Raw genomic sequence first — 24,553 nt, forward strand, 5'->3', positions numbered from 1 at the left:
TCGATCCCAAGGAGCTTTCATGCCTATCACGGCTAACACTTTATACCGTGACAGTTTTAACTTTTTACGTAATCAACTGGCCGCCATTCTGTTACTGGCACTACTGACTGCGTTCATTACCGTCATGCTGAATCAGGCCTTTATCCCTGATACTGAACAACTGAGTATTTTAAGTTCCACAGAAAGTGATTTTGCGTCGTCAGGGAATCTCAGCATTACAGAGTTGGTGGCACAACTCACACCTGAGCAACAGATTATTCTGCTCAAAGTGTCTGCGGCGGCCACCTTCTCCGCATTAGTGGGTAATGTTTTATTAGTCGGTGGCATGCTGACACTGATTTCTATGGTTTCTCAAGGCCGTCGTGTTAGCGCGTTGCAGGCAATTGGTATTTCACTGCCTATTTTACCCCGCTTACTGCTGCTGATGTTCATTGGTACGCTGTTAATTCAGTTGGGAATAACCCTGTTTATCGTGCCGGGTATCATTATTGCTGTGGCACTTTCGCTGTCACCGATTATCGTGAGCACGGAAAAGATGGGGGTTTTCGCCGCAATGAAAACCAGTGTTAAGTTGGCCTTTGCCAATGTTCGGTTGATTATTCCAGCGATGATGTTGTGGATAGCAGCCAAACTGATTTTGTTATATTTGGTCAATCACCTGAGCGCATTGCCGACACCTATTGCCAGTGTGGTTTTAAGCGCGCTGAGTAATCTCGTTTCTGCATTATTGCTGGTGTATCTGTTCCGCTTATATATGTTATTGCGCCCAACCGACGTTACTGCGTAAACGTCGGTACCGATAAAACAACCAAGGGCCATTACGGCCCTTTTTGTTATTCAGGATTCAATACATTTGCTGTTGTACTGATTTCCGGCTCAACTTCCGACTCTTGTCTCTCTGCCACTCGCTGTTTACTCTGAATCAGCTTGAGGGCTAAATAGAGATCGGGCACCAAAACCAGATCATCATCATGGCTTTTCAACTTATTAATCCGGAACCAGCGCGTCAATTCAGTGCGTCGCCCGGCTAATATCAGCTTAATATTACGCTGCTTCAGATCGCGCTTAAGCTCATCAATCGCCGCCAACACACTGATATCCGCATAGGTAAAACTGGCAACCGCATCAATCACCACCCAATTAGCCGGATGTGGCGTACTGTCGACCAAATTCAGAATGCGCCGTTTAAAATAGGCGACGTTGAAATACGTCAGTGGCGAGTTAAAACGGTAAATCATCACGCCGGGTACAGGTTTGATGCCATTACCACTGCGCATTGAATGGATCATGCCATCGGCATTCACCCCCAATAACTGCTCTGTCGGGCGGAAAACGGTGCGCAAGAATTGTAATAACCCCAACAATACCGCCAAACCAATGCCACTAATCACGCCGACCAATACCACGCTGACGAAAGTAAAAGTCGCCAGATAGAAAGCCTGCGTATTACGTTTACGTAACTGCCATAAACTTCTGAATCCGAGCAAAGACCAGGCGGCATAAATCAGCACCACACCCAGCGCGGCGATGGGGATAAATTGCAGCGGGCGAGTTAAAAATAGCAACACCATCGCAATAACCAACGCGGCAATAATCGATACCAGTTGGCTCTTACCATTATTGGCATCATTCACTGCGGTTCGGGTACTCGCCCCACTGATAGCAAAACCCTGCGAGAGCGCGGAGACAATATTGGTGATACCGAGCGCGCGCAGCTCAACATCTGCATCCACTTCGTAACCATTCTTGGCGGCAAAACTGCGGGCGGTAAGCATCATACTGACAAAACTGACCACCGCCAGGTTGAGTGCCGGGATCACCATGTCACGCAACAAGCCCGGTTGGAAATCAGGCCAATGCACCATCGGCAAACCACCGTCAAATCCGCCAACCACCGCGACACCAAACTGCTGCATATTGGCAGACCAAGAGACAAAGGTCGCGATGACAATGGCTAACAATGGCGCAGGCCAGTTGGGCCGTAACCACTTAACACCGTACAACACGACAAAAGTCAGTAATGAAATGGCAACCGTGGGTAAATGACTATTAATTAAATTATGTGGCAGAGCCAGCACTCGCTCAATCAATTGAGGTGGGCGGGTCATAAAACCAAATACTTTACCCAACTGATCCACAATAATGGTGATCGCCACCCCGTTAAGTAGGCCGGTGAGTATAGGTCGCGATAATAAATCAGCTAATGCCCCGAGCTTAAAGCGGCTGGCCACCAGACACCATGTCCCCATCATCAGTGTCATCATGATTGTCAGTTGCCAGTGAACCTCGCTGTTCCCCGCTGCCAACGGCGCAACCACCGCAGCGATAACCGCACAGGTCGCCGCATCAGGCCCGACAATCAGTTGCCGTGAGGAGCCAAAAAATGCGTAGGCAATCATCGGCAAAATACACGAATACAATCCGACCGCAGCGCTGACGCCAGTCAATTCCGCATAGGCGATAGCAATGGGCAATGCCACTGCGGCCACCGATAACCCAGCTCTCACATCTGGCTTGAGCCAGTCACGTTCATAAGCCATTAATTGGGTCAAACCCGGCATCCAATACCGGAGTGATTTTCTCTGCATACTAACTCCACCAAGCTTTAACCCAATATCTGTTACTTATCATGCTGGCTTAATCCCGAACTGGCAATATACAGACAAAATCTGTTACTTGTTTATCGTAAGTTTCTGCAAATTCCACTGGCAGAGCGCGCATTCCCGCAGATAATTAAGGATAATAGTGTTTTACCGTAGGTACCCTCACCGCACTGAATCCGGTATAGTCGGGCGGTGTACAAATGATGGATTGATTCATGAAGCAACTTTTAGATTTTCTCCCTTTGGTCGTATTTTTCGTTTTCTACAAGATGTATGACATTTTTGTCGCATCCGGGGCGTTGATTGTCGCAACCTTGCTGGCGCTGGCCTTTACCTGGTTCAAATACCGCAAGGTAGAAAAAATGACCCTGGTCACCGCCATTATGGTGCTGGTGTTCGGTACCTTAACGCTGGCATTCCACAGCGACTTGTTTATTAAGTGGAAAGTGACGGTGCTGTATGTACTGTTCGCTGTCGCGTTATTAGTCAGTCAGTGGTTTATGAAAAAACCATTGATTCAGCGCATGTTGGGTAAGGAACTAACATTACCCGATACCGTCTGGTCAACACTGAATATGTCTTGGGCAGTGTTTTTCCTGGTCTGCGGTTTGCTGAACATCTATGTGGCTTTCTGGTTACCGCAAGACATTTGGGTCAATTTCAAAGTCTTTGGCTTAACCGCCCTGACGCTGGTATTCACACTTATCAGTGGCGTTTATATTTACCGACACATGCCGGAAGAACAGAAAAAGTCATAATTTAAAATAGTAGGCAGAGATGACCCAGGAACAAATATCACCTAGCGGTGAACAAGTATTACCCAATGGTGAGCTGGTACTTCGTACCCTTGCGATGCCCGCCGATACCAATGCCAACGGGGATATTTTCGGTGGCTGGTTGATGTCACAAATGGATATTGGCGGTGCTATTCAAGCTAAAGAGATAGCCCACGGGCGAGTGGTCACTGTGCGTGTTGATGGCATGACCTTCCTCAAACCTGTTGCGGTGGGTGACGTGGTTTGCTGTTATGCCGGCTGCATTAAGACCGGCCGCAGCTCTATTACCATCAATATTGAAGTATGGGTGAAAAAGGTCTCTTCCGAACCTATTGGCCAGCGTTACAAAGCGACTGAAGCGGTATTCACCTATGTGGCGGTTGATGACATCGGCAAAGCTCGCGCCTTGCCTGAAGGTAGCCGAAACTTTGAGGTGGGCGCAACGCAATAGTTGCGATTTGGTTGATGTCAAATGTCAGATGTCAAAAGGGTCGTTCTAGCAGCGACCCTTTTTATTGCAACGTGGATATTGCCGAACAGCAATATCACTGCCTTAGTCCATTTCCGTCGTGCCGCCAATTTTGAACACCACGGTGGTGACATAATCCTTGGCCGCAACTGCTTCAAAACGCCACTTGCGCATCACCTGTTTCACTTCACGCTCAAAGGTATTACGCGGTGTTGCTTCCAGAATTCGCACATTAGTGACTCGACCATTTTCGTCAATGTCATATTGCACTTTAACCTGCCCTTCAACCCCTAACGCCAAGGCTCTGGCGGGATAAGTCGGCTTCGCCTTACTCAGGGCTTTTGGCCCAGTAGATGTTGACACGCCCGGCACCGATGCTTTTGGTGCTGATTTAACCGGTGCATTAGTAGAAACCAGTGCTGGCTCCTCTGATTTAAAAGGTTTGTCATCCGGTGGTGCAACTGTCTTTTTAACATCCGGCTTTTTCACTTCCGGCTTTTTGACTTCTTTTTTCACCGGTTTAGGTTTTGGTTTCACCGGTTCAGGGATAGGTACAGGCACCGGTTCTGGCAGCACTTCAGGTTCTGGTGGCGCTTCTTCGATGGGCTCAGGTTCAGGTTCAGCCTGCGGCTCTGCCGCTGCTGGCTGTGGTGCCGCGAAGGTATCTATATTAACCATCGTGACCGCGATCGGCGCATCCTCTATCTCTGGTTGTATTCTCATTTGCTCTACAGATACATACAGCAATGCTGCAATTACGCTGCCATGTATACCAACTGAAAATGCGAGTGGCCACGTAAGCCGTCGACCCAAGAAAAATTTATTTAGCTGCATAATAATTCAGTGTCCTCTAATGCAGCTAAGTTTAAATGCAAATAGCAATCATATTCAATACGCAGTTGCAAACTATCTTAGCGATAGGTCTTAAATGATGCTTTAAACGGCAATATCAACCAAATAACACTTTCTATTTACGCCTGGTTATCATTTTATTTCATTATAAATTACCGGTGTATTCGCCGGTAAATTGCAGATATCCCTCTTCTCACTGATTATTGAATTTATGGGTGGAACATGATGTTATGGAACACCGAACACCGAACACAAATCAAATCGCCATATTTCTGTATGACGAATAGGTGAAATATGCTGTATGTAATCTTTGCGACCGATATTCCTGATTCACTTGAGAAGCGCTTGTCCGTGCGCCCTGCCCATCTGGCTCGCTTACAAGTATTGCAGGATCAAGGCCGTTTATTGACTGCGGGTCCTAACCCCGCCATCGACAGTGCAGATCCCGGTGCTGCCGGATTCACCGGTTCTACCGTGATAGCTGAGTTTACTTCGCAGCAAGAGGCCGAGTCTTGGGCAGAACAAGACCCTTATGTTGCCGCAGGGGTGTATCACTCAGTCATTGTAAAACCCTACAAGCGCATATTTTGAGTCAACGCGATTATATCTGAACGTAAAAGCATTCAGATTGATGATTGTCCGAACTGTTGCGGTGTTTGGTTTAATCGTGGGGGAGATTGATAAAATCATTGAAAAATCAGTTGAGTGTGTGCTGGATAAATACGCGGATTCCGATGAAAATCATACGCCTGCCATCAGGCGTATTTATTTTAAAGTACCTTCGCCCGACCCACTAGACTTTGTAGTGTTTCAGCCAATGCTCTTCACAGGCTTCTACCGCTTTGTCCAACATATGCGCAGGTGATCTCAAGATCATATGGTCTTTTCTTACCCAAACAGGGTAAGTATGTTTGCCGGCAGCAATGACTTGTTCAGCATAAATAGCAGCGTGATATATCAGCTCAGATTCTTCACAATAAATCTCATATTTATGCAACGCCGGGCTGGTTTTCAAATCCCCGAAGAATACTGTTTTAGCTAATTTATATTGAGACATTAACTATAGCCTTTGCTGGAATAGGGATTATATCATCCGCTGAACAGCATCATATAACTGTGATACTCACTGCAAAAGCCTCCCTAAGTTGATGTCCTGTCTAAACTAATGTCCTGGCGACAAAATTTGAATTTCCTCACGCACCACAACGACTACGCTCGCTGAATATCATCACCTAATATTAAAACGGTCATATTGCAGTGGAAGATGACTCACTTCCTCTAATGGGCAAGAACTGAATAAGTAACCTTGCATGGCATCAACACCCATATCAACCAGTTGGCAATACTGCAAATGAGTTTCGACCCCCTCAACAACAACATTCTGACAATGTTCACGTAAACGCGTCACCAGGTTATCGAAGGTGACACTACCCGCCCACTGCCAGTAAAAATGTTTATCAATCTTCACACACTCAAAGAAGCCACTGCCTGCCGCAGCAAGATGAGCATTACCACTACCGAAGTCGTCCAACCATAACGAATATCGTTTAGCCAGCTTACTTAATAATGCGTTCTCAGCACCACCACCGAGGTTAGGGAAGCTCTCCATTATTTCCAGTCGGATAAAAGGCATTGAATCCAATAGTGATATGACATCATCATCATTCAATACTGCATTTGTCATATCAAAATCTATATTTATTGAGAGTATTATTTGGTGTTCAATAAACCATTTCTGCTGATTTTTGACTTCACATAATTGAGCGTGCAGCAACTTAGCCTTCGTCTGAGCATTAAGTTGATGTAAGAAGCGTTCAGTATAAATAGGAGATTTAAAAGAGGTTGTCGTAAACCGACTCAATAACTCTACTGCAAGTAACTTACCGTTATGTTGGTAAACAGGTTCACAGATAAAAGCGCAATCAACCGCAATGTTTAGTCTGCTATCCACAGTAAAATCCTTTTATTTGATTAGAACAGCAGTATTGATCAATTGATAAAATTGATCAATTTTTTATTATTGATCACTAAAAACGATAAATGATATTGACATGAAAAAATGAAATTTAAAACAACTCATTGATAGTTATGAAAGTATCAGATAAACATGATGGTTATCATGTTTATTATTCAATAATCATTTATTTCGTTAGGGAATGGTCGCTCCGAACAACCCCACAGTAACACCCCTGAAACTGAACGATTAGAACGAAGCGACCTAATATATAGGGTAGCGTGATCTCATTCTGATGTGAAATAAACTGCCAAAGGTCTATTTTGCCCAGTTTATTATTAATATGAACATCAGAATCATCGCATTTTGCTAATTTAGGATAGGCGTGATTTTTCTGCGCGGAAATGTGAAATTTAAAGTGGAAAATATTATTTCCAGATTTCTAATCAATATCACTTTTTTAGCAATGTTAGGTCAAGCTTCCAGGAGAGAGAATGTATTGCGCAAGATATTTGTAGGTAAAAATTGAATAATGGGTATCTCCTTGCCGGGGTAAAAACAAAAACAGCCTCATAAAGAGACTGTTTTTACAACCCTCACAGCGAATCACCACTCATAAGCTACAGTGAACAATAGCGACCTACGATGCTGATGCTCGTGAAGTTGCCGGACACAATAGATATGGCGATAACGCCGCGATTGACCTTCAAGCCAGCGATTTTTTCGACGCTGGTTTTGCCGCAACATACGCCAACGGCCTACCTCATTCTTACTCCGTCTCATGAAGCTATTCTTCCAAAGCTGAGAACCGGACTATTATAAACTTTTCATCTGTTGCGCCAAGTCGCCACAGGGAAAAAACGCATGTTTAGCCTTAAATCATCTAACCTTACACTGTGGTAAAAACAAAAAACGCCAACTATATATAGATATCGACTAAGGTATTCGCTTTGCAAGTCCTTTAGCTTAAAAGACTTTATCCAGCAATATATCCGATTAAAGGTTTCGCCTTTGCCATACTGTGCGTACACTCTTTAGTGACCGTTTGTGAACAGGATTTCCGCCCTTATGACAACATTTTATACCGTAATCAGTTGGCTCTCAGTTTTTGGCTATTGGTTGCTTATTGCCGGGGTCACGTTGCGTATTCTCATGAAACGCAGAGCCGTTCCTTCGGCCATGGCATGGCTGCTTGTTATCTATATCCTGCCGTTGGTGGGAATAATCGCTTATCTCTCATTCGGTGAGCTTCATCTCGGTAAACGTCGAGCTGAACGTGCCAAGGCCATGTGGCCATCTACCGCGCGCTGGCTCAGTGAACTGAAAGATTGCCAACATATTTTTGCCAGTTCGAACAGCGAGGTGGCAACCCCATTATTCCAACTGTGCGAACGTCGCCAGGGCATCAGCGGCGTTAAAGGCAATCAATTACAGTTGTTAACCACCACCGATGACACACTAAAAGCCTTAGTCCGTGATATCGAGTTGGCTCGGCATAATATAGAAATGGTGTTTTATATCTGGCAGCCGGGCGGCTTGGTTGATCAGGTCGCTGAATCTCTTATGGCGGCGGCGCGGCGCGGCGTCCATTGCCGGCTGATGCTGGATTCTGCCGGTAGCCAACAATTCTTCCGCACCCCCTATCCTGCCATGATGCGCAACGCCGGAATTGAAGTTGTCGAAGCACTTAAAGTGAATGTCTTCCGGGTATTTTTGCGACGTATGGATTTGCGCCAGCATCGTAAAGTCGTATTGATTGATAATTATGTTGCCTACACCGGCAGCATGAATATGGTCGATCCGCGCTTCTTCAAACAAGACGCCGGAGTCGGCCAATGGATTGATATGATGGCGCGAATGGAAGGCCCGGTGGCGACAACCATTGGTATCGTCTATGCCTGTGACTGGGAGATTGAGACCGGCAAACGTATTCTGCCGCCGCCACCCGATACCCATATCATGCCGTTCGAAGAAGAGAGCGGCCATACTATTCAGGTGATTGCCTCTGGCCCGGGCTTCCCTGAAGAGATGATCCACCAGGCATTATTAACCGCCGTGTATGCCGCTCGTAAGCAGTTGATCATGACTACGCCGTACCTCGTGCCAAGTGATGATTTGCTGCATGCCATCTGTACTGCGGCGCAACGTGGTGTTGACGTCAGCATTATCGTTCCGCGCGATAACGACTCAATGATGGTGCGTTGGGCCAGCCGTGCCTTCTTCTCTGAGCTACTTGATGCCGGGGTTAAAATTTACCAGTTTGAAGGCGGGTTGCTGCACAGCAAGAGTGTTCTGGTCGATGGCCAATTAAGTTTGGTGGGAACAGTAAACCTGGATATGCGTAGCTTATGGTTGAATTTTGAAATCACGCTGGTGATTGATGATGATGGTTTTGGTGCAGATTTAGCACAAGTCCAGGATGATTATATTGCTCGCTCGGTATTATTAGACGGCGAACAGTGGAATAAGCGTCCACTTTGGCATCGCGTAACTGAAAGATTATTCTACTTTTTCAGCCCATTCCTGTGATCAATGGGAAAGCTAACAATTGCCTAATTGTAGATTCTCTGAGTTATTCGCTTTCAATAGCATAATAATTGTAAAAGCAGCATAGAGAGTGTTTTAATGAGCGCAATCTGTAAATGACAAATGGGAATCTGCAAATGGACCTTAATAATCGCCTGACTGAAGATGAAACACTGGAACAGGCTTACGATATTTTTCTGGAACTGGCAGGTGATAACCTCGATCCAGCAGATATTTTACTGTTTAACCTTCAGTTTGAAGAGCGCGGCGGTGCTGAGTTATTTGATCCCGCCGAAGATTGGCAAGAACATGTCGATTTTGATGTAAATCCGGACTTTTTCGCCGAAGTTGTCATTGGTCTGGCTGATAGCGATGGTGAAGAGATAAACGATGTGTTTGCTCGTGTTCTACTGTGCCGAGAAAAAGATCATAAACTTTGCCATATCTTGTGGAAAGAGTAACCAGCGCCCCACCCGCTGCTTAGCTTAGGCAGCAGCTTGATCAAGCTGATGTTTGTCGCTCGTGTACTATACCCAATAAAAAATCTACCCAATAAAAAATCCCCGCTGATTTATCTGGCGGGGATTTTTGCTATCAGACTATTAATATCTGAATAAGGGCATCAAAGCGGGTCTACCTTCAGGCAAGAAACCGCATGGCGGAAGCTCCCCTCCAATAATGGGCGGGTTTTTGCGCACTCTGGCCCAGCAATTGGGCAGCGAGTACGAAAAACGCAGCCAGATGGCGGATTAATGGGAGACGGTAACTCCCCCTCCAGCAACTGGATCACTTTCGCCCTTTCTTTATCTGGGTCAGGGATAGGTACGGCCGACATCAATGCTTTGGTGTAGGGATGCTGAGGATTATGGTAAACCTCATCATAAGTACCAAGCTCTACCGCATGGCCCAGATACATCACTAACACCCGGTCAGAAATATGTTTTACCACCGCCAGATCATGTGCGATGAAAATCAGTGACAGCCCCATTTCACGTTGTAATTGCTGTAACAGGTTTACCACTTGCGCCTGAATTGATACATCAAGTGCTGATACCGGCTCATCGCAAATGACCAGTTTCGGTTCAAGGATCAATGCGCGAGCAATCCCAATACGTTGGCACTGACCACCCGAGAATTCATGAGGGTAACGGTTGATTAAGTTAGGCAGTAAACCCACCTTCAGCATCATGGCTTTGACTTTATCTTTAACTTCCTGACGTGGCATTTTAGGATGATAAGTCCGCAGTGGTTCAGCAATGATTTCACCGATAGTCATTCGCGGATTTAATGATGCCAGTGGGTCCTGGAATATCATCTGGATATCGCTGCGCGTCTCACGCCACTGCGCATCACTCATGTTAAGTAAATCTTTACCTAACCACGCCACACTACCACTAGTCGCTTTCACCAAACCAATAATAGCGCGGGCAAAAGTTGATTTACCGCAACCAGACTCACCCACTACACCTAAGGTCTCACCTTCGTACAAACGCAAGGTGACGCCATCGACAGCTTTGAGGGTTTTTGATGGCTGCCAGAACCACTGTTTACCATCCTGAATATCAAAATGGACTTTCAGGTCAGCCACTTCTAACAATACTTTTTTATCTGTCATGGCATTCATACTAATTCCCCTACTGGCTTGTAGCAGGCACGTAAACGGCCATCACCAAAATGCTCTAATGCTGGAGCGGTGCTACAGCTCTCCATTGCATACTGGCAACGAGGCTGGAATGGGCACCCTTTCGGCAAGCGCAGTAAATTGGGTGGATTACCCGGAATAGTCATGAGAGATTCGCCTTCAGCATCAAGGCGAGGTACTGCATTCAGTAGACCAATAGAATAAGGGTGACTTGGGTGATAAAACACATCCCGCGCCTGACCATATTCCATAGTTCGGCCCGCATACATCACCAGGACTTTATTACAAATACCGGCAACCACCCCAAGGTCATGGGTAATCATAATGATCGCCGTATTGAACTCATTCTTAAGTTCATTCAGCAACGTCATGATTTGAGCCTGAACAGTCACATCCAGTGCTGTTGTCGGTTCATCCGCAATCAACAGCTTAGGACGGCACAGCAACGCCATAGCTATCATCACGCGCTGACGCATTCCCCCTGAAAATTCATGCGGATACATACGCATACGCTTACGCGCTTCAGGCATTTTTACCGCATCAAGCATGCGAATTGACTCTTCAAAGGCCTCACTCTTACTCATCTTTTTATGCAATTGCAGCACTTCCATTAGCTGCTCACCCACGCGCATATAAGGATTCAGGGAGGTCATTGGGTCTTGGAAGATCATTGAGATCTCTTCTGCCCGTAAACGGTTCAACTGCTTTTCGGGTAAATTGAGGATCTCACGGCCATTAAACTTCGCCGAACCTCCTATCCGACCATTACTGGCCAGCAGCCCCATCAATGCAAATGCTGTTTGGGATTTACCTGAACCGGACTCGCCCACAATACCCAGCGTTTCACCGGCGCGCAGGTCAAAATTAAGCGCGTTTACCGCAGTGACATCACCGTCGGGTGTGCCAAATGTAACGGTCAAGTCTTTGACATCCAACAGAACGTTTTGCTGAACAGCAGACTGATTATCAATAGTCGTCATAGTGCTACTCCTCAGCGATCTTTCGGGTCGAGGGCATCACGTAAGCCATCGCCGATAAAGTTGAAACAAAACAGTGTGACCACCAAGAAACCGGCAGGAAACATCAATAACCAAGGAGAAACTTCCATCGAGTTGGCACCATCACTGAGTAATGCGCCCCAACTACTCAGCGGCTCTTGCGTCCCTAACCCTAAGAAGCTCAGGAATGATTCAAACAAAATCATGCTAGGAACCAGCAACGAGGCGTATACCACCACCACGCCCAACACGTTTGGTACGATATGGCGCAACACAATATTACGCGTGGAAACACCGCCCACCAACGCAGCTTCGATGAACTCTTTGCGTTTCAGACTTAATGTCTGCCCGCGCACAATACGTGCCATATCCAGCCAGGACACCATACCGATCGCGACAAATATCAGTAAAATATTCTGACCAAAAAAAGTCACCAGCAAAATGACGAAGAACATGAAGGGGAATGAGTTAAGAATTTCCAGCAAACGCATCATCAGTGAGTCGACTTTCCCACCCAGATAGCCTGATAACGATCCATATAAGGTGCCAACCACCACGGCAACCAAGGCCGCAGCAACACCCACCATCAATGAGATGCGTCCACCAATCGCTACGCGTACCAATAAATCGCGACCAGATGAATCTGTACCAAAGTAGTGTCCAGATTCAATATCGGGTGCAGCTGACATCATGCCCCAGTCAGTATCAGCATACGAAAACTGGGCTAACATCGGGGCAAAAATGACAAATAAAGTAATTAACATCAGGATCACCAAACTGGTGATCGCCGCGCGGTTATGAACAAAGCGACGGCGGGCATCCTGCCAAAGGCTACGCCCTTCAACTTCCAGTTTTTCACTGAAAACTTCCAGAGCTTCGCTATTTTTCTTGCTCAACATAATTGGCGTGCTCCAGTGCTAGTAACGGATTTTCGGATCGATAACGGCATATAACACGTCAACAATCGCATTGAATAAAATGGTTAATGCGCCTACCAAAATGGTCAGACTCAGGACCAGTGAGTAATCGCGGTTTAACGCTCCGTTGACAAACAACTGACCAATACCCGGCAAACCAAAAATGGTTTCAATGACCATTGAGCCGGTGATAATGCCAACAAATGCTGGCCCCATATAGGATAAGACAGGTAACAACGCAGGCTTTAACGCATGACGTAATACAATCGTTCGCAGTGGCAAACCCTTGGCCCGCGCAGTACGAATAAAGTTGGAATGCAGAACTTCAATCATTGAGCCACGGGTAATACGCGCGATACTGGCGATATAAGCCAATGACAGCGCCACCATCGGCAAAATAATAAATTTCGGTGCACCGCCGTTCCAACCGCCACCGGGTAGCCATTTTAATATAATGGCAAAAACCAGGACTAACAGAGGAGCAACGACGAAACTCGGAATAACCACTCCGGTCATGGCAAACCCCATGACGGTATAATCCCACTTGGTATTTTGGTTCAGCGCAGCAATAACTCCGGCACTGACACCTAAAATTACCGCCAGTAGGAATGCCGCAAGCCCCAGTTTTGCTGAAACTGGAAACGAAGCTGAGACCAACTCATTGACGGTGTAGTCTTTGTATTTAAATGAAGGCCCAAGATCACCTTGCGCCAGTTGACCCAAGTAATTGAAATACTGTTTATAAACTGGGTCATTGAGGTGATATTTCGCCTCAATATTCGCCATCACTTCGGGTGGAAGATTACGTTCGCCAGTGAATGGGCTACCTGGGGCGAGACGCATCATGAAGAATGAGATGGTAATCAAAATAAAAAGTGTCGGAATTGCTTCCAGACAGCGGCGTAGAATAAATTTTAACATTGCCTGTACCTTTAGCCTCTTACTGCGACTTTATATTTCAAAGCAAAAAAGGGCAGCCCATGACTTATCGGCTGCCCTTATAATATTAGTGCTTGATAATATAAAGATCTTTAACGTGCATATTATCCAGTGGATCCTTACCGGTATAACCACCGACATAAGGTTTCACTAAACGGGCATTCACGTAATAGAACAGCGGTACAATTGCAGAGTCTTTATCCAACAGGACTTCAGCTTGTTGGTACAAGCCAGCACGCTCTTTCTCGGTTTGAACTTTCAGCGTGTCGCCAATCAACTTATCAAACGCCGGGCTCTTATAATGCACGGTGTTGTTGCTGCTGTCAGATAGCATCATATTCAGGAATGAAGAAGGTTCGTTATAGTCAGCACACCAGCCAGCACGAGCGACATCGAAAGTCCCTTGATGGCGGGTATCAAGGAAGGTTTTCCACTCTTGATTTTCTAACTTCACGTCAACACCCAGGTTTTTCTTCCAGATAGATGCCGCCGCGATGGCCAGTTTCTTATGCAGATCAGAGGTGTTATATAACAGATTGAATGTCAGTGGTTTATCTTTAGTGTAACCGGCTTCAGCCAGCAACTTTTTAGCCACTTCATTGCGTTTTTCTTGTGTCCAGCTGAACCATTCTGGCGGTGTCAACTCGGCACCACTGGTATATGGTGGAGTGAAACCATAAGCCGGTAAGTCACCCTGGTTTTTCACTTTGTTGACAATGATATCGCGATCCATACCCAGTTTCAGGGCTTCACGGACACGGGCATCTGTGAATGGTGCTTTTTGGTTGTTGATTTCGTAGTAATAGGTGCACAGATAGGGGTCAACATGCACTTCTTGTGGGATCTCTTTTTTCAGTTTCTGGAATAATTCAATCGGCATGTTGTTATAAGTCATGTCGATTTCGCCGCTGCGATAGCGGTTAACGTCAGTCACTTCAGAAGAGATTGGCAGGTAGGTAACCTGATTAATAACGGTCTTCGCGTTATCCCAATAAGTTGGGCTGCGCTCTAACACGATACGTTCGTTAACGACCCAATCTTTCAACTTATAGGCACCGTTACCGACAAAGTTTTGTGGCTGCGTCCACTTGTCGCCAAACTTCTCAATAACTGTTTTGTTCACCGGAGACATAGAAGGATGAGCTAACAATTTTTCCAAATAAGGAACCGGCTCACTCAGTGTCACTTCTAAAGTATGATCATCCAGAGCTTTTACACCCAAGGTATCAGGGGATTTTTTACCGGTGATAATATCGTCGATATTAGCGATATGTGCATATTGCACATAGCTTGCATACGGAGAAACAGTTTTAGGATCAGACAGGCGCTGCCAGCTATAAACAAAATCTTGTGCCGTTACAGGGTCACCATTTGACCATTTAGCATCTTTACGCAGATGGAACGTCCACACTTTAAAGTCTTTATTGTCCCAGCTTTCCGCTGCACCGGGCAGGATCTTGCCGTTAGGATCATTAATAACCAACCCTTCTAACAGATCACGAGAGATATTTGATTCAGGTACACCTTCGATTTTATGTGGGTCTAATGACTGAGGCTCGGAACCATTATTGCGGACTAAAACTTGCTTCTCCGCCAGCTGTACACCTGCAGGTACATTGGCTGCAAAAGTATTTCCTACAACCGTCATACCCAAAGCAGCCACAATGCCTGCGGCCAGGAGACTTTTTTTCGTGATGTTGGTCATGCTTATATTCACTCCAGTTTTTATTATTGCATCGCCCTATAGTCAGGCGAGCTTCACCTTTAAAAGGCATTTATCAATTACATCGCACGGGGAACGAATCCGGCCATGTAATACCCTATATGTATTAACATCAGACGATAATTCGTACTGTGTTATACATCCCTAATACCCTGTTTGTTTTCCTAAATACTTTATGACACGACTTCTTACTGCAAACTCTATTTCTGGCTACTGTACCTGACGAATATAAAGATTTTTTAAATCAATTAAATCTTGCGGATCTTTACCGCTGTATCCACCCACCGTCGGCCTAATAAGCCGCACGCTGACACGGTAATATACCGGCACCATCGCCGAATCCTTGTCCAACAAATTCTCTGCTTGCTGGTACAAAGCGGTACGGGCTTTAACATCAGGTGCTGCCAACGTTTTGGCTAATAATGCATCAAACTCTGGGTTTTTATAGAAGAAGGTATTATTACTGCTGTCTGATAGCAGCATATTGAGGAATGCAGTTGGTTCGTTGTAATCGCCACACCAGGTTGCTCTGGCAACATCAAACTGGCCCTGATGGCGACTTTCTAACGATGTTTTCCATTCCTGATTCTGTAAGGTAACAGTAGCACCGAGATTCTTTTGCCACATGGATGCTGCAGCAATAGCTTGTTGTTTATTTTGATCTGAGGTGTTGTAGAGCAAATTAAACTTTAATGGGTTTTCAGCATTAAAACCGGCTTCTGCAAGTAGCTTCTTCGCCTCGGCATTACGTTTTTCCTGTGGCCAACTTGCCCATTCAGGTAAAACAAAATTTGCGCCCTCGGTAAATGTTGGGGTAAAGCCATAAGCAGGGATCTGCCCTTGCCCCATAATTTTGGTGGCAATAATGTCGCGATCGAGTGTTAACTTAATCGCTGTTCTGACCCTTGCGTCAGTGAACGGCGCTTTTTCATTATTAATTTCGTAATAAAAAGTACAAAGATACGGGCTGACATGAACCTGTGCTGGCAGGTCTTTTTTCATTTTGGCAAACAGATTGGGAGGAATGGCGCTGTTGGTAATATCAATCTCACCACTACGGTAGCGATTGATATCACTCACTTCAGAACTGATCGGTAAGAAAGTCGCTCTATTGATGACAGTTTCTTTATTATTCCAATAAGTCGGACTGCGTTCGAGCACAATACGCTCATTAACCACCCAGTCTTTTAATTTAAAGGCTCCATTACCGACAAAATTTTGTGGCAGCGTCCATTTATCGCCATATTTCTCAACAATATCACGCTTAACCGGCTTCATTGAGGTGTGTGACAACATGCTAATAAAGTAAGGGACAGGTTCGGTTAACGTAACTTGCAAGGTTTTGGCATCTAATGCTTTTACCCCTAATTCATCCGGTTTTTTGACACCTTTTAGCACCGCATCAACATTCTCAATTTGGGCATACTGTAAATAACTGGCGTACGGAGAGCCTATTTTAGGATTAGCCAAACGCTGCCAGCTATAAACAAAGTCCTGCGCTGTGACGGGTGTGCCATCACTCCACACCGCGTCATCCCGTAAATGGAAAGTCCATACTTTATAACCGTCATTATCCCAATGACTTGCTACGGCAGGAATGATATGACCATTCGCATCATTACTCACCAGCCCTTCCAGCAGATTCATAATAATATTGGTTTCAGGATTTCCCTCAACCTTATGTGGGTCTAAAGAGGCAACTTCGGAACCATTATTAATAGTAATACTCTGATCTAGCGCTAATTCTACGCCCGGAGGAACCGCTACTGCCATTGATCCAGCCGAAAAAGATAAACCCAAAATAGTGCCAATTATTGCCAGTGGTCGCTGTTTAAACTTTATTTGCATTTCTAACCGCCCTTTTATGAGACTTGTGATGTTTTTCTCAAGGTTTTGCGTCAATCTGCCGCCAACAACGACTAGCAATAACTATTCCAAAAATAAAAATTACGCGTCAGTTTCATTGAAAAAACAAGAAATCTCTCGCTATGGAGTTGTCCGAAAGCTAACAGAAGCCGAAATCTGACGCCAATAATTTTTACAGAAATGTTAAGCAATTCTCTTTTTCAATCGGGTACTAACGATAGTAACTCATTGTGTAAGCATTCAAGTCAAGACGTAATGCTTTGAATTTATTAGTTATATATAATAACGATTTTAACTTCACATCAAAAATTATGTTTAAAAACAGTGATAAGAAACATAAAGTTAACATTTTTACTATTGCCAGAATAAACACCTACTCATTGCAATGTAATCACTAATAACATCTAGATAAATTCAGCACAAGCCCTACAGAATGATGTGAGCATTTTAACAACAAATAGCGTATTTAATTTAATCGGAAGGTTGATCAGCGAGTTATTAAAGGTGAACAAATAAGCCTTAAGCCAAATTATTTGTACCGGGCAACTATTAATGCAGCATTTGAGTGCAATAGATTAAAGTTCATTCATTATTTGCACCAAAATAATGCCTGGGGACTTCAATATCATACTAATGACAAGAAAAAGGCCACCGGTAATAAACTGGTAGCCTCTCAACAGTGATGAATGGGGAACTATTGATTAATTGTCTTGATGCGGGTTAAAGCAAACCAGGGAAAATAGCTTTGATGCCGGTTACTATGAATTCGATACCCAATGCCATCAGCAGTAAACCCATAATACGTGTAATAACGTTAATACCCGTTTGACCGAGTAATCGAACCAATAATGGTGCAGCCCGGAACAATAACCAACAACAGAATGCAAAGAGTGCAATCGCGACAGTTAACCCCATTAAGTTCTGCCAACTGTGATAGCGAGAACTCCAAACGATAGTTGAACTGATCGCACCCGGCCCTGCCATCAATGGTAATGCCAATGGGACGACGCCAATACTTTCACGCACCGCAGTTTCTGTTTTTTCCTGCTTGTTCTGTTTATCTTCACCAAGCTTACCGCTGATCATTGACATGGCAATACTCACCACCAAGATCCCACCAGCAATACGAAATGAATCAATAGAAATACCAAATATTTTTAGAATGGCATCGCCAAGAAACAGAGAGATCCATAAAATAATTGCCACCGACAGGTTGGCAGTTAGGTTGGTTTTATCCCGCCCTGCTGCTGCCTGATAGCTGGTCATACTGATAAATACCGGCAAAATACCCACCGGGTTCACCAGCGCAAATAAGCCAACAAAAAACTTGATGTAACCTGAAAGGTCCAACAGAGATTGACTCACACATCACTCCGCGAAATTGCTCGTAAATACATCACAGATATCAGGCCATTATACCGAATGCCCCGAGACAACACATCTTACGGCTAAACTGGGTAAATTTGCAGTGCAAATAATGATGTCACCCGTGCAGCGACAGATCTTTACCGCCCAAATAGCTAACAATAGTTCTTTTCACTGAAAATCACGCTTAGGACATTATCCAAGTAGATGTGCGCGCTAATGTAATAGAATTAGTCACAGGAATCTATGGAATAAACCGGCATTTATGCTTGATAAATGGGTGTCAGCTAAAATGGCATTTATTGTTAATATTCCGTGGCGTTAATGCTGATTTAACGTCATGAATTATCACTTTATTTGCTCAAATGATAATTACTCTCAACTAATAATTGCTGAATGGTGTCAGCTTGACGATTTTGTGATTTAAATCACGAAAAACAGTCCTAGGAATAGTTAAGCTCAGAGCCGTGGTAGAGAGTAACTCGGTTAAGGAATAGAGTATAAGGGTTGAAAATAGTTTTTTCCCCCTCATATTATTCCTAGTGGACTTAAAGCTCTTTCAGTAAATCAGCGGTAAGCAATGAGAAAGTAGGATATAAAAACTATCTCTATTTGACAGTACGGCATGGATAAGCCTGTCTATACTAGTTGCTTCAACAGCTCATTTACTAAAAGAGTTTAACATTATCAGGAGAGCATTATGGCTGTAACGAATGTCGCTGAACTTAACGAGCTAGTAGCACGCGTCAAGAAAGCCCAGCGCGAGTATGCCAACTTCACTCAAGAGCAGGTTGATAAAATCTTCCGCGCCGCAGCTCTTGCTGCTGCAGATGCCCGTATCCCTCTGGCTAAATTAGCTGTAGAAGAATCAGGCATGGGTATTGTGGAAGACAAAGTGATCAAAAACCACTTTGCTTCTGAATACATTTACAATGCTTACAAAGATGAAAAGACTTGTGGCATTCTGGAAGAAGATAAAACCTTTGGTACTATCACCATCGCTGAACCTATCGGTTTGATTTGCGGTATCGTGCCAACGACCAACCCAACCTCTACTGCTATCTTCAAGGCGTTAATTAGCCTGAAGACCCGTAACGGTATCGTATTCTCTCCACATCCTCGTGCAAAAGACGCAACCAATAAAGCCGCAGATATCGTGCTTCAAGCCGCTATCGCAGCAGGTGCGCCAGCCGATATCATTGGTTGGATTGATGCCCCTACCGTCGAGTTGTCTAACCAACTGATGCATCACCCAGACATTAACCTGATTCTGGCGACCGGTGGTCCAGGCATGGTTAAAGCAGCTTACAGTTCTGGTAAGCCAGCTATCGGTGTTGGTGCAGGTAACACACCAGTTGTTGTTGATGAAACAGCAGATATCAAACGTGTAGTCGCCTCTATTCTGATGTCTAAAACCTTTGATAACGGCGTAATCTGTGCGTCAGAGCAGTCGATCATCGTCGTTGACTCAGTTTATGATGCTGTTCGTGAGCGCTTCGCTTCACACGGTGGCTACCTGTTACAAGGCAAAGAACTGAAAGCTGTTCAGGATATCATCCTGAAAAATGGTGGCCTGAACGCCGCTATCGTGGGTCAGCCAGCAACTAAAATTGCTGAAATGGCCGGCATCAAAGTTCCTGCTAATACCAAGATTCTTATCGGCGAAGTTAAAGTTGTTGATGAATCAGAGCCATTCGCTCACGAAAAACTGTCTCCTACTTTGGCGATGTATCGTGCGAAGAGCTTCGAAGACGCAGTTGAAAAAGCAGAAAAACTGGTGGAAATGGGCGGTATCGGCCATACATCTTGCCTGTATACAGACCAAGATAATCAGCCAGCGCGCGTTAAGTATTTCGGCGATAAAATGAAAACTGCCCGAATCTTGATCAACACGCCTGCCTCTCATGGTGGTATCGGTGACCTGTATAACTTCAAAGTAGCGCCGTCTCTGACGCTGGGTTGCGGTTCTTGGGGTGGTAACTCCATCTCTGAAAACGTCGGTCCGAAACACTTGATCAACAAGAAAACTGTGGCTAAGCGAGCAGAAAACATGTTGTGGCATAAACTCCCGAAATCTATTTACTTCCGCCGTGGCTCTCTGCCTATCGCGTTGGAAGAAGTGGCAACTGACGGTGCAAAACGTGCCTTCATCGTGACTGACCGCTACCTGTTCAACAACGGTTATGCCGATCAAATCACCAGCGTACTGAAATCTCACGGTATCGAAACTGAAGTCTTCTTCGAAGTAGAAGCAGACCCTACCCTGAGCATCGTACGTAAAGGTGCAGAGCAGATGAACTCCTTTAAACCAGACGTGATCATCGCGCTGGGTGGTGGTTCACCGATGGATGCTGCCAAAATCATGTGGGTGATGTACGAACATCCTGAAACTCACTTCGAAGAACTGGCATTGCGCTTTATGGATATCCGTAAACGTATTTACAAGTTCCCGAAAATGGGCGTGAAAGCGAAAATGATCGCCGTCACTACCACATCAGGTACTGGTTCAGAAGTCACACCATTCGCCGTAGTGACCGACGATGCGACAGGTCAGAAATATCCATTGGCTGACTATGCATTGACACCAGATATGGCAATCGTTGATGCCAACCTGGTTATGAATATGCCTAAGTCTCTGTGTGCCTTCGGTGGTCTGGACGCAGTAACGCATGCTCTGGAAGCGTATGTTTCTGTATTGGCAAACGAATATTCTGACGGTCAGGCTCTGCAAGCGCTGAAACTGCTGAAAGAATTCCTGCCAGCCAGTTATCACGAAGGGGCAAAAAATCCGGTTGCACGTGAACGCGTTCACAACGCCGCGACCATTGCCGGTATCGCTTTTGCTAACGCCTTCTTGGGTGTCTGTCACTCAATGGCCCATAAACTGGGTTCTGAGTTCCATATCCCACACGGTCTGGCAAACGCCATGTTGATTTCTAACGTTATCCGCTATAACGCGAATGACAACCCAACCAAACAGACTGCTTTCAGCCAGTATGACCGCCCACAAGCGCGTCGTCGCTATGCTGAAATTGCAGACCATTTGGGTCTGAGTGCTCCGGGCGACCGTACCGCACAGAAAATCCAGAAATTGCTGGCTTGGTTAGATGAAATCAAAGCTGATTTGGGCATCCCAGCATCAATTCGTGAAGCTGGCGTTCAGGAAGCAGACTTCCTGGCTAAAGTAGACAAATTGTCTGAAGATGCATTCGATGACCAGTGTACAGGTGCTAACCCACGCTACCCACTGATCTCCGAGCTGAAACAGATCCTGATGGATACTTACTACGGCCGTGAATTTAGCGAAGAGCTTGACCGTGAAGAAGTTGCAGTAGCAGCTCCGGCACCAAAAGCTGAGAAAAAAGCTAAAAAGTAATCACTATCTTGATGAGTAACCTTATCTGCGGATGAGGTTATTAACAAAAGATATAACCCCCGACAATCGTTGGGGGTTTCTTTTTATGGCTATCACTTTATGGCTATCACTCAAATAAATGTCCCCTTCTCGACTCACCTTTATGCATGGCCTCTCAATGTGCCATAGCTGCGATTTATCTCTACCCTTACCCAATCCATACCTCTCATGAGATAAATTCGCTTTGCCCCGCCAATGGCGATTTAAATTGGGATATAACGGGCTAATAAGGAATGAGTACAATCTCATCTGCACAAGGGCGGTGAACAACGCGCCGCAGCGGGCACCTAACTTAAGTGTTCAGTCAAAAAACACAACGTTTGGAGATCTCTTCAACATAGATAAGCGCTACGAATGGGGCTGTATGGTTCTATTTGGCATTAATATCGCAAAAGACAAAACTACCCCACAGTATGAATAAAACAGCCAGTGAGGTGTTTTGCTGCTAATTAGGGGGTATTTAAGGATATTGCTGGAGACAAGCCGCTTTAATAGCTTCTTTATAATGGCGGCGACAAACCGAAACGTAGCTTTCATTCCCACCAATGACGACTTGTTCACCATCGTGCACTGCTCGCCCCTGTGCATCCAAACGTAACACCATGTTTGCTTTGCGCCCACAATGACAAATCGTCTTTAATTCGACTAATTTGTCGGCCCATGACAACAAGTATTTACTCCCAGGGAATAACTCACCGAGGAAATCAGTGCGCAGGCCGTAACACAACACAGGGATATGCAATTCATCTACTACCTGGCACAATTCCTGAACCTGATCTTTGGTCAGAAACTGACACTCATCAAGTAAAATACAATGAACTGGTTTCTCCTGATGCTCTGTGGTGATAATAGATAATAATGATGTGCCGCTATTGTAAAGCAGTGCTTGTGAAGACAGGCCAATACGCGAACTGACCGTTCCGACCCCAAAGCGATTATCAATCTCCGCGGTAAAAACCAGCGTGCGCATGCCACGCTCTTGGTAGTTATAAGAAGACTGCAATAGTGCGGTGGATTTGCCTGCATTCATTGCTGAATAATAAAAATAAAGTTGAGCCATGGGCCCGTAACTCCAATAGTCTAATAAATGGTCACATTGACAATGTGAGCGCAGTTTATCACAAATTCACGGTTTTCGCGGGGGATACCACTTCACGTATATTACTGTTTTCTATATTAAGTCATGATATCGCTAATGATACTGATAGAATGTTCATGTTAAATGCTTCTCTATTATTAGGCACATTACATGACTCATTTCACAATATTGATACACTAAAAAGATTACTGCTTGAACATTAACCAGGTAAGAGCGATATGAAAGCAATAGTGTTTGATATGTAGGCCGCACGATTGGTTCATTAATGATATGTGTAATGTGCTTTCACCATTAATTCGTAAAATAGTGATAACAAATATTGCCCAATCTGACAAAGCCTGGAAAGCCTCTTTTTTTTACGCAATATGTCATTGCTGCTATATCAATATCGCGATGCGCTTGTATGATCAGTTATTGCGCATCCCAACATGAGAAGTAACGTATTTTTGCTTTATTGATATAAAGCAAACTTATAACTTAGTGAGAGAATCATGTTCACGAGTAGGCTCATTAGCGAGTAAAACGAAGATTGATGTTAAAAACAGCTCAGATAATAACAAGAGGCGTGCGTTTATTAGTAGGAAGCAGCAACTTTTCGCTAATAAAATACGTAAATTCGAGTATGCTAATCAAATTGGCTATTGCAGAAATTAAAATAGCACTCTATTATTATCCAGACGCCCCCCCACCAATTATAATTTGAGACCAGGACAATGAGCGAAGCGTTAAAGATTCTTAACAACATCCGTACTCTGCGTGCACAAGCGCGTGAATGCACTCTTGAAACATTAGAAGAAATGCTCGAGAAACTTGAAGTGGTCGTTAACGAGCGCCGCGAAGAAGATTCCCAGGCACAAGCAGAAATTGAAGAACGCACACGTAAATTACAGCAATACCGTGAAATGCTGATTGCAGATGGTATTGATCCAAATGAACTGTTGAATGCTATGGCAGTTACTAAAGCCGCTGCTACTAAATCAAAACGTGCTGCACGCCCTGCTAAATATAAGTACATTGATGAGAATGGCGAAACTAAAACCTGGACCGGCCAAGGCCGTACTCCAGCAGTGATCAAGAAAGCCATTGAAGAGCAAGGTAAATCACTGGATGATTTCCTGCTGTAATCGTGATAGTTAATTAGCTATTGTGATAAAAATACCCTCCTATTATATGGGGGGTATTTTTTTGCTCTCTTCCTAAGAGTTAAATTTCGACGCATCCCAATGAATTACCCTCCCCCTCCCAATTGATAAGCAACAGTCAATCTGAACATATGATTTCCAATAAATAACGCACTGTTACCACTATCACAAAGTGTCGATAAGAATGCTCTGCTAATTTATAACAATACAATAATCGATATAACAACCAAATCGACACCATCGTTTTGCGATATAAGAGAAACTCAG

At 44.7% G+C, this 24,553-nt stretch carries 21 protein-coding genes and 1 pseudogene; 9 read left to right on the top strand and 13 right to left on the bottom strand.

Annotation, left to right across the window (positions count from 1 at the left end):
- Positions 1-19 precede the first annotated feature (19 nt).
- Positions 20-787, top strand: coding sequence for a YciC family protein (locus QSV56_RS08410; protein ID WP_050123099.1), 768 nt, complete (start codon positions 20-22; stop codon positions 785-787).
- Between the two features lie 46 nt (positions 788-833).
- Here the strand turns inward: QSV56_RS08410 and QSV56_RS08415 are convergent, their stop codons facing one another.
- Positions 834-2,588: a SulP family inorganic anion transporter gene (locus tag QSV56_RS08415; RefSeq protein WP_301211922.1), complete on the bottom strand. Its 1,755-nt coding sequence runs from the start codon at positions 2,586-2,588 to the stop codon at positions 834-836.
- 230 nt (positions 2,589-2,818) lie between these two features.
- Between QSV56_RS08415 and QSV56_RS08420 the strand changes: the two genes are divergently transcribed.
- Together QSV56_RS08420 and yciA are read left to right on the top strand one after the other, a co-directional pair.
- A complete protein-coding gene (locus tag QSV56_RS08420; RefSeq protein WP_005164183.1) occupies positions 2,819-3,361 on the top strand; it encodes a septation protein A in 543 nt (180 codons plus the stop codon).
- A 19-nt stretch (positions 3,362-3,380) separates the two neighbouring features.
- The gene (gene yciA / locus QSV56_RS08425; RefSeq protein ID WP_019079509.1) at positions 3,381-3,830 is read left to right on the top strand and encodes an acyl-CoA thioester hydrolase YciA; all 450 of its coding nucleotides are present in this window, start codon (positions 3,381-3,383) and stop codon (positions 3,828-3,830) included.
- A 102-nt stretch (positions 3,831-3,932) separates the two neighbouring features.
- On the opposite strand, the gene tonB is transcribed toward yciA, so the two are convergent.
- Positions 3,933-4,682 carry a TonB system transport protein TonB gene (gene tonB, locus QSV56_RS08430; protein ID WP_019079510.1) on the bottom strand — a complete coding sequence of 250 codons (750 nt, stop codon included), beginning with the start codon at positions 4,680-4,682 and terminating at the stop codon, positions 3,933-3,935.
- Positions 4,683-4,994: 312 nt separating this feature from the next.
- Between tonB and QSV56_RS08435 the strand changes: the two genes are divergently transcribed.
- Positions 4,995-5,291, top strand: a complete 297-nt coding sequence (locus QSV56_RS08435; protein ID WP_050157790.1) for a YciI family protein — start codon at positions 4,995-4,997, stop codon at positions 5,289-5,291.
- 12 nt (positions 5,292-5,303) lie between these two features.
- Positions 5,304-5,565, top strand: a pseudogene (locus tag QSV56_RS08440) (zf-TFIIB domain-containing protein).
- On the opposite strand, the gene QSV56_RS08445 reads toward QSV56_RS08440, so the two are convergent.
- The 3 genes from QSV56_RS08445 to QSV56_RS08455 all read right to left on the bottom strand — a co-directional run bounded on the left by QSV56_RS08445 (position 5,494) and on the right by QSV56_RS08455 (position 7,437).
- Positions 5,494-5,757, bottom strand: a complete 264-nt coding sequence (locus QSV56_RS08445; protein WP_019079512.1) for a hypothetical protein — start codon at positions 5,755-5,757, stop codon at positions 5,494-5,496. The pseudogene QSV56_RS08440 and the gene QSV56_RS08445 overlap by 72 nt on opposite strands.
- Before the next feature lie 171 nt (positions 5,758-5,928).
- A complete protein-coding gene (locus QSV56_RS08450) occupies positions 5,929-6,651 on the bottom strand; it encodes an EAL domain-containing protein (protein WP_242365473.1) in 723 nt (240 codons plus the stop codon).
- Between the two features lie 609 nt (positions 6,652-7,260).
- Complete coding sequence (locus QSV56_RS08455; RefSeq protein WP_050110477.1) at positions 7,261-7,437, bottom strand: YciY family protein; 177 nt, start codon at positions 7,435-7,437, stop codon at positions 7,261-7,263.
- Between the two features lie 285 nt (positions 7,438-7,722).
- Between QSV56_RS08455 and cls the strand changes: the two genes are divergently transcribed.
- Together cls and QSV56_RS08465 are read left to right on the top strand one after the other, a co-directional pair.
- Positions 7,723-9,183, top strand: coding sequence for a cardiolipin synthase (gene cls, locus QSV56_RS08460; RefSeq protein ID WP_011816416.1), 1,461 nt, complete (start codon positions 7,723-7,725; stop codon positions 9,181-9,183).
- 128 nt (positions 9,184-9,311) lie between these two features.
- Entirely contained in the window at positions 9,312-9,641 is a 330-nt protein-coding gene (locus QSV56_RS08465; RefSeq protein WP_026017848.1) for an HI1450 family dsDNA-mimic protein, read from the top strand.
- Positions 9,642-9,802: 161 nt separating this feature from the next.
- On the opposite strand, the gene oppF is transcribed toward QSV56_RS08465, so the two are convergent.
- The 7 genes from oppF to QSV56_RS08500 all read right to left on the bottom strand — a co-directional run bounded on the left by oppF (position 9,803) and on the right by QSV56_RS08500 (position 18,630).
- Positions 9,803-10,804: a murein tripeptide/oligopeptide ABC transporter ATP binding protein OppF gene (gene oppF, locus QSV56_RS08470; RefSeq protein WP_019079514.1), complete on the bottom strand. Its 1,002-nt coding sequence runs from the start codon at positions 10,802-10,804 to the stop codon at positions 9,803-9,805.
- Positions 10,801-11,802: an ABC transporter ATP-binding protein gene (locus QSV56_RS08475; protein ID WP_005164169.1), complete on the bottom strand. Its 1,002-nt coding sequence runs from the start codon at positions 11,800-11,802 to the stop codon at positions 10,801-10,803. The genes oppF and QSV56_RS08475 overlap by 4 nt, the downstream gene beginning before the upstream one ends.
- Positions 11,803-11,813: 11 nt before the next feature.
- Positions 11,814-12,722: an oligopeptide ABC transporter permease OppC gene (gene oppC, locus QSV56_RS08480; protein WP_026017849.1), complete on the bottom strand. Its 909-nt coding sequence runs from the start codon at positions 12,720-12,722 to the stop codon at positions 11,814-11,816.
- Positions 12,723-12,737: 15 nt separating this feature from the next.
- Positions 12,738-13,658, bottom strand: coding sequence for an oligopeptide ABC transporter permease OppB (gene oppB / locus QSV56_RS08485; protein ID WP_005164166.1), 921 nt, complete (start codon positions 13,656-13,658; stop codon positions 12,738-12,740).
- 85 nt (positions 13,659-13,743) lie between these two features.
- Entirely contained in the window at positions 13,744-15,381 is a 1,638-nt protein-coding gene (gene oppA, locus QSV56_RS08490; RefSeq protein WP_046050876.1) for an oligopeptide ABC transporter substrate-binding protein OppA, read from the bottom strand.
- A gap of 228 nt (positions 15,382-15,609) precedes the next feature.
- On the bottom strand, positions 15,610-17,247 hold the full coding sequence (locus QSV56_RS08495; protein ID WP_019079516.1) for an ABC transporter substrate-binding protein: 1,638 nt from the start codon (positions 17,245-17,247) through the stop codon (positions 15,610-15,612).
- Positions 17,248-17,985: 738 nt separating this feature from the next.
- Positions 17,986-18,630, bottom strand: coding sequence for a YchE family NAAT transporter (locus QSV56_RS08500; protein WP_005164160.1), 645 nt, complete (start codon positions 18,628-18,630; stop codon positions 17,986-17,988).
- A 700-nt stretch (positions 18,631-19,330) separates the two neighbouring features.
- Here QSV56_RS08500 and adhE point away from each other — a divergent pair.
- Positions 19,331-22,006: a bifunctional acetaldehyde-CoA/alcohol dehydrogenase gene (adhE, locus tag QSV56_RS08505; RefSeq protein WP_019079517.1), complete on the top strand. Its 2,676-nt coding sequence runs from the start codon at positions 19,331-19,333 to the stop codon at positions 22,004-22,006.
- A 499-nt stretch (positions 22,007-22,505) separates the two neighbouring features.
- Here the strand turns inward: adhE and QSV56_RS08510 are convergent, their stop codons facing one another.
- Positions 22,506-23,105: a thymidine kinase gene (locus QSV56_RS08510; RefSeq protein ID WP_005169307.1), complete on the bottom strand. Its 600-nt coding sequence runs from the start codon at positions 23,103-23,105 to the stop codon at positions 22,506-22,508.
- 752 nt (positions 23,106-23,857) lie between these two features.
- Here QSV56_RS08510 and hns point away from each other — a divergent pair.
- A complete protein-coding gene (hns, locus tag QSV56_RS08515) occupies positions 23,858-24,268 on the top strand; it encodes a histone-like nucleoid-structuring protein H-NS (RefSeq protein WP_005169306.1) in 411 nt (136 codons plus the stop codon).
- Positions 24,269-24,553 lie beyond the last annotated feature (285 nt).

This window comes from Yersinia sp. 22-579, assembly GCF_030433455.1.
GTDB classification, from domain to species: Bacteria; Pseudomonadota; Gammaproteobacteria; order Enterobacterales; family Enterobacteriaceae; genus Yersinia; species Yersinia enterocolitica.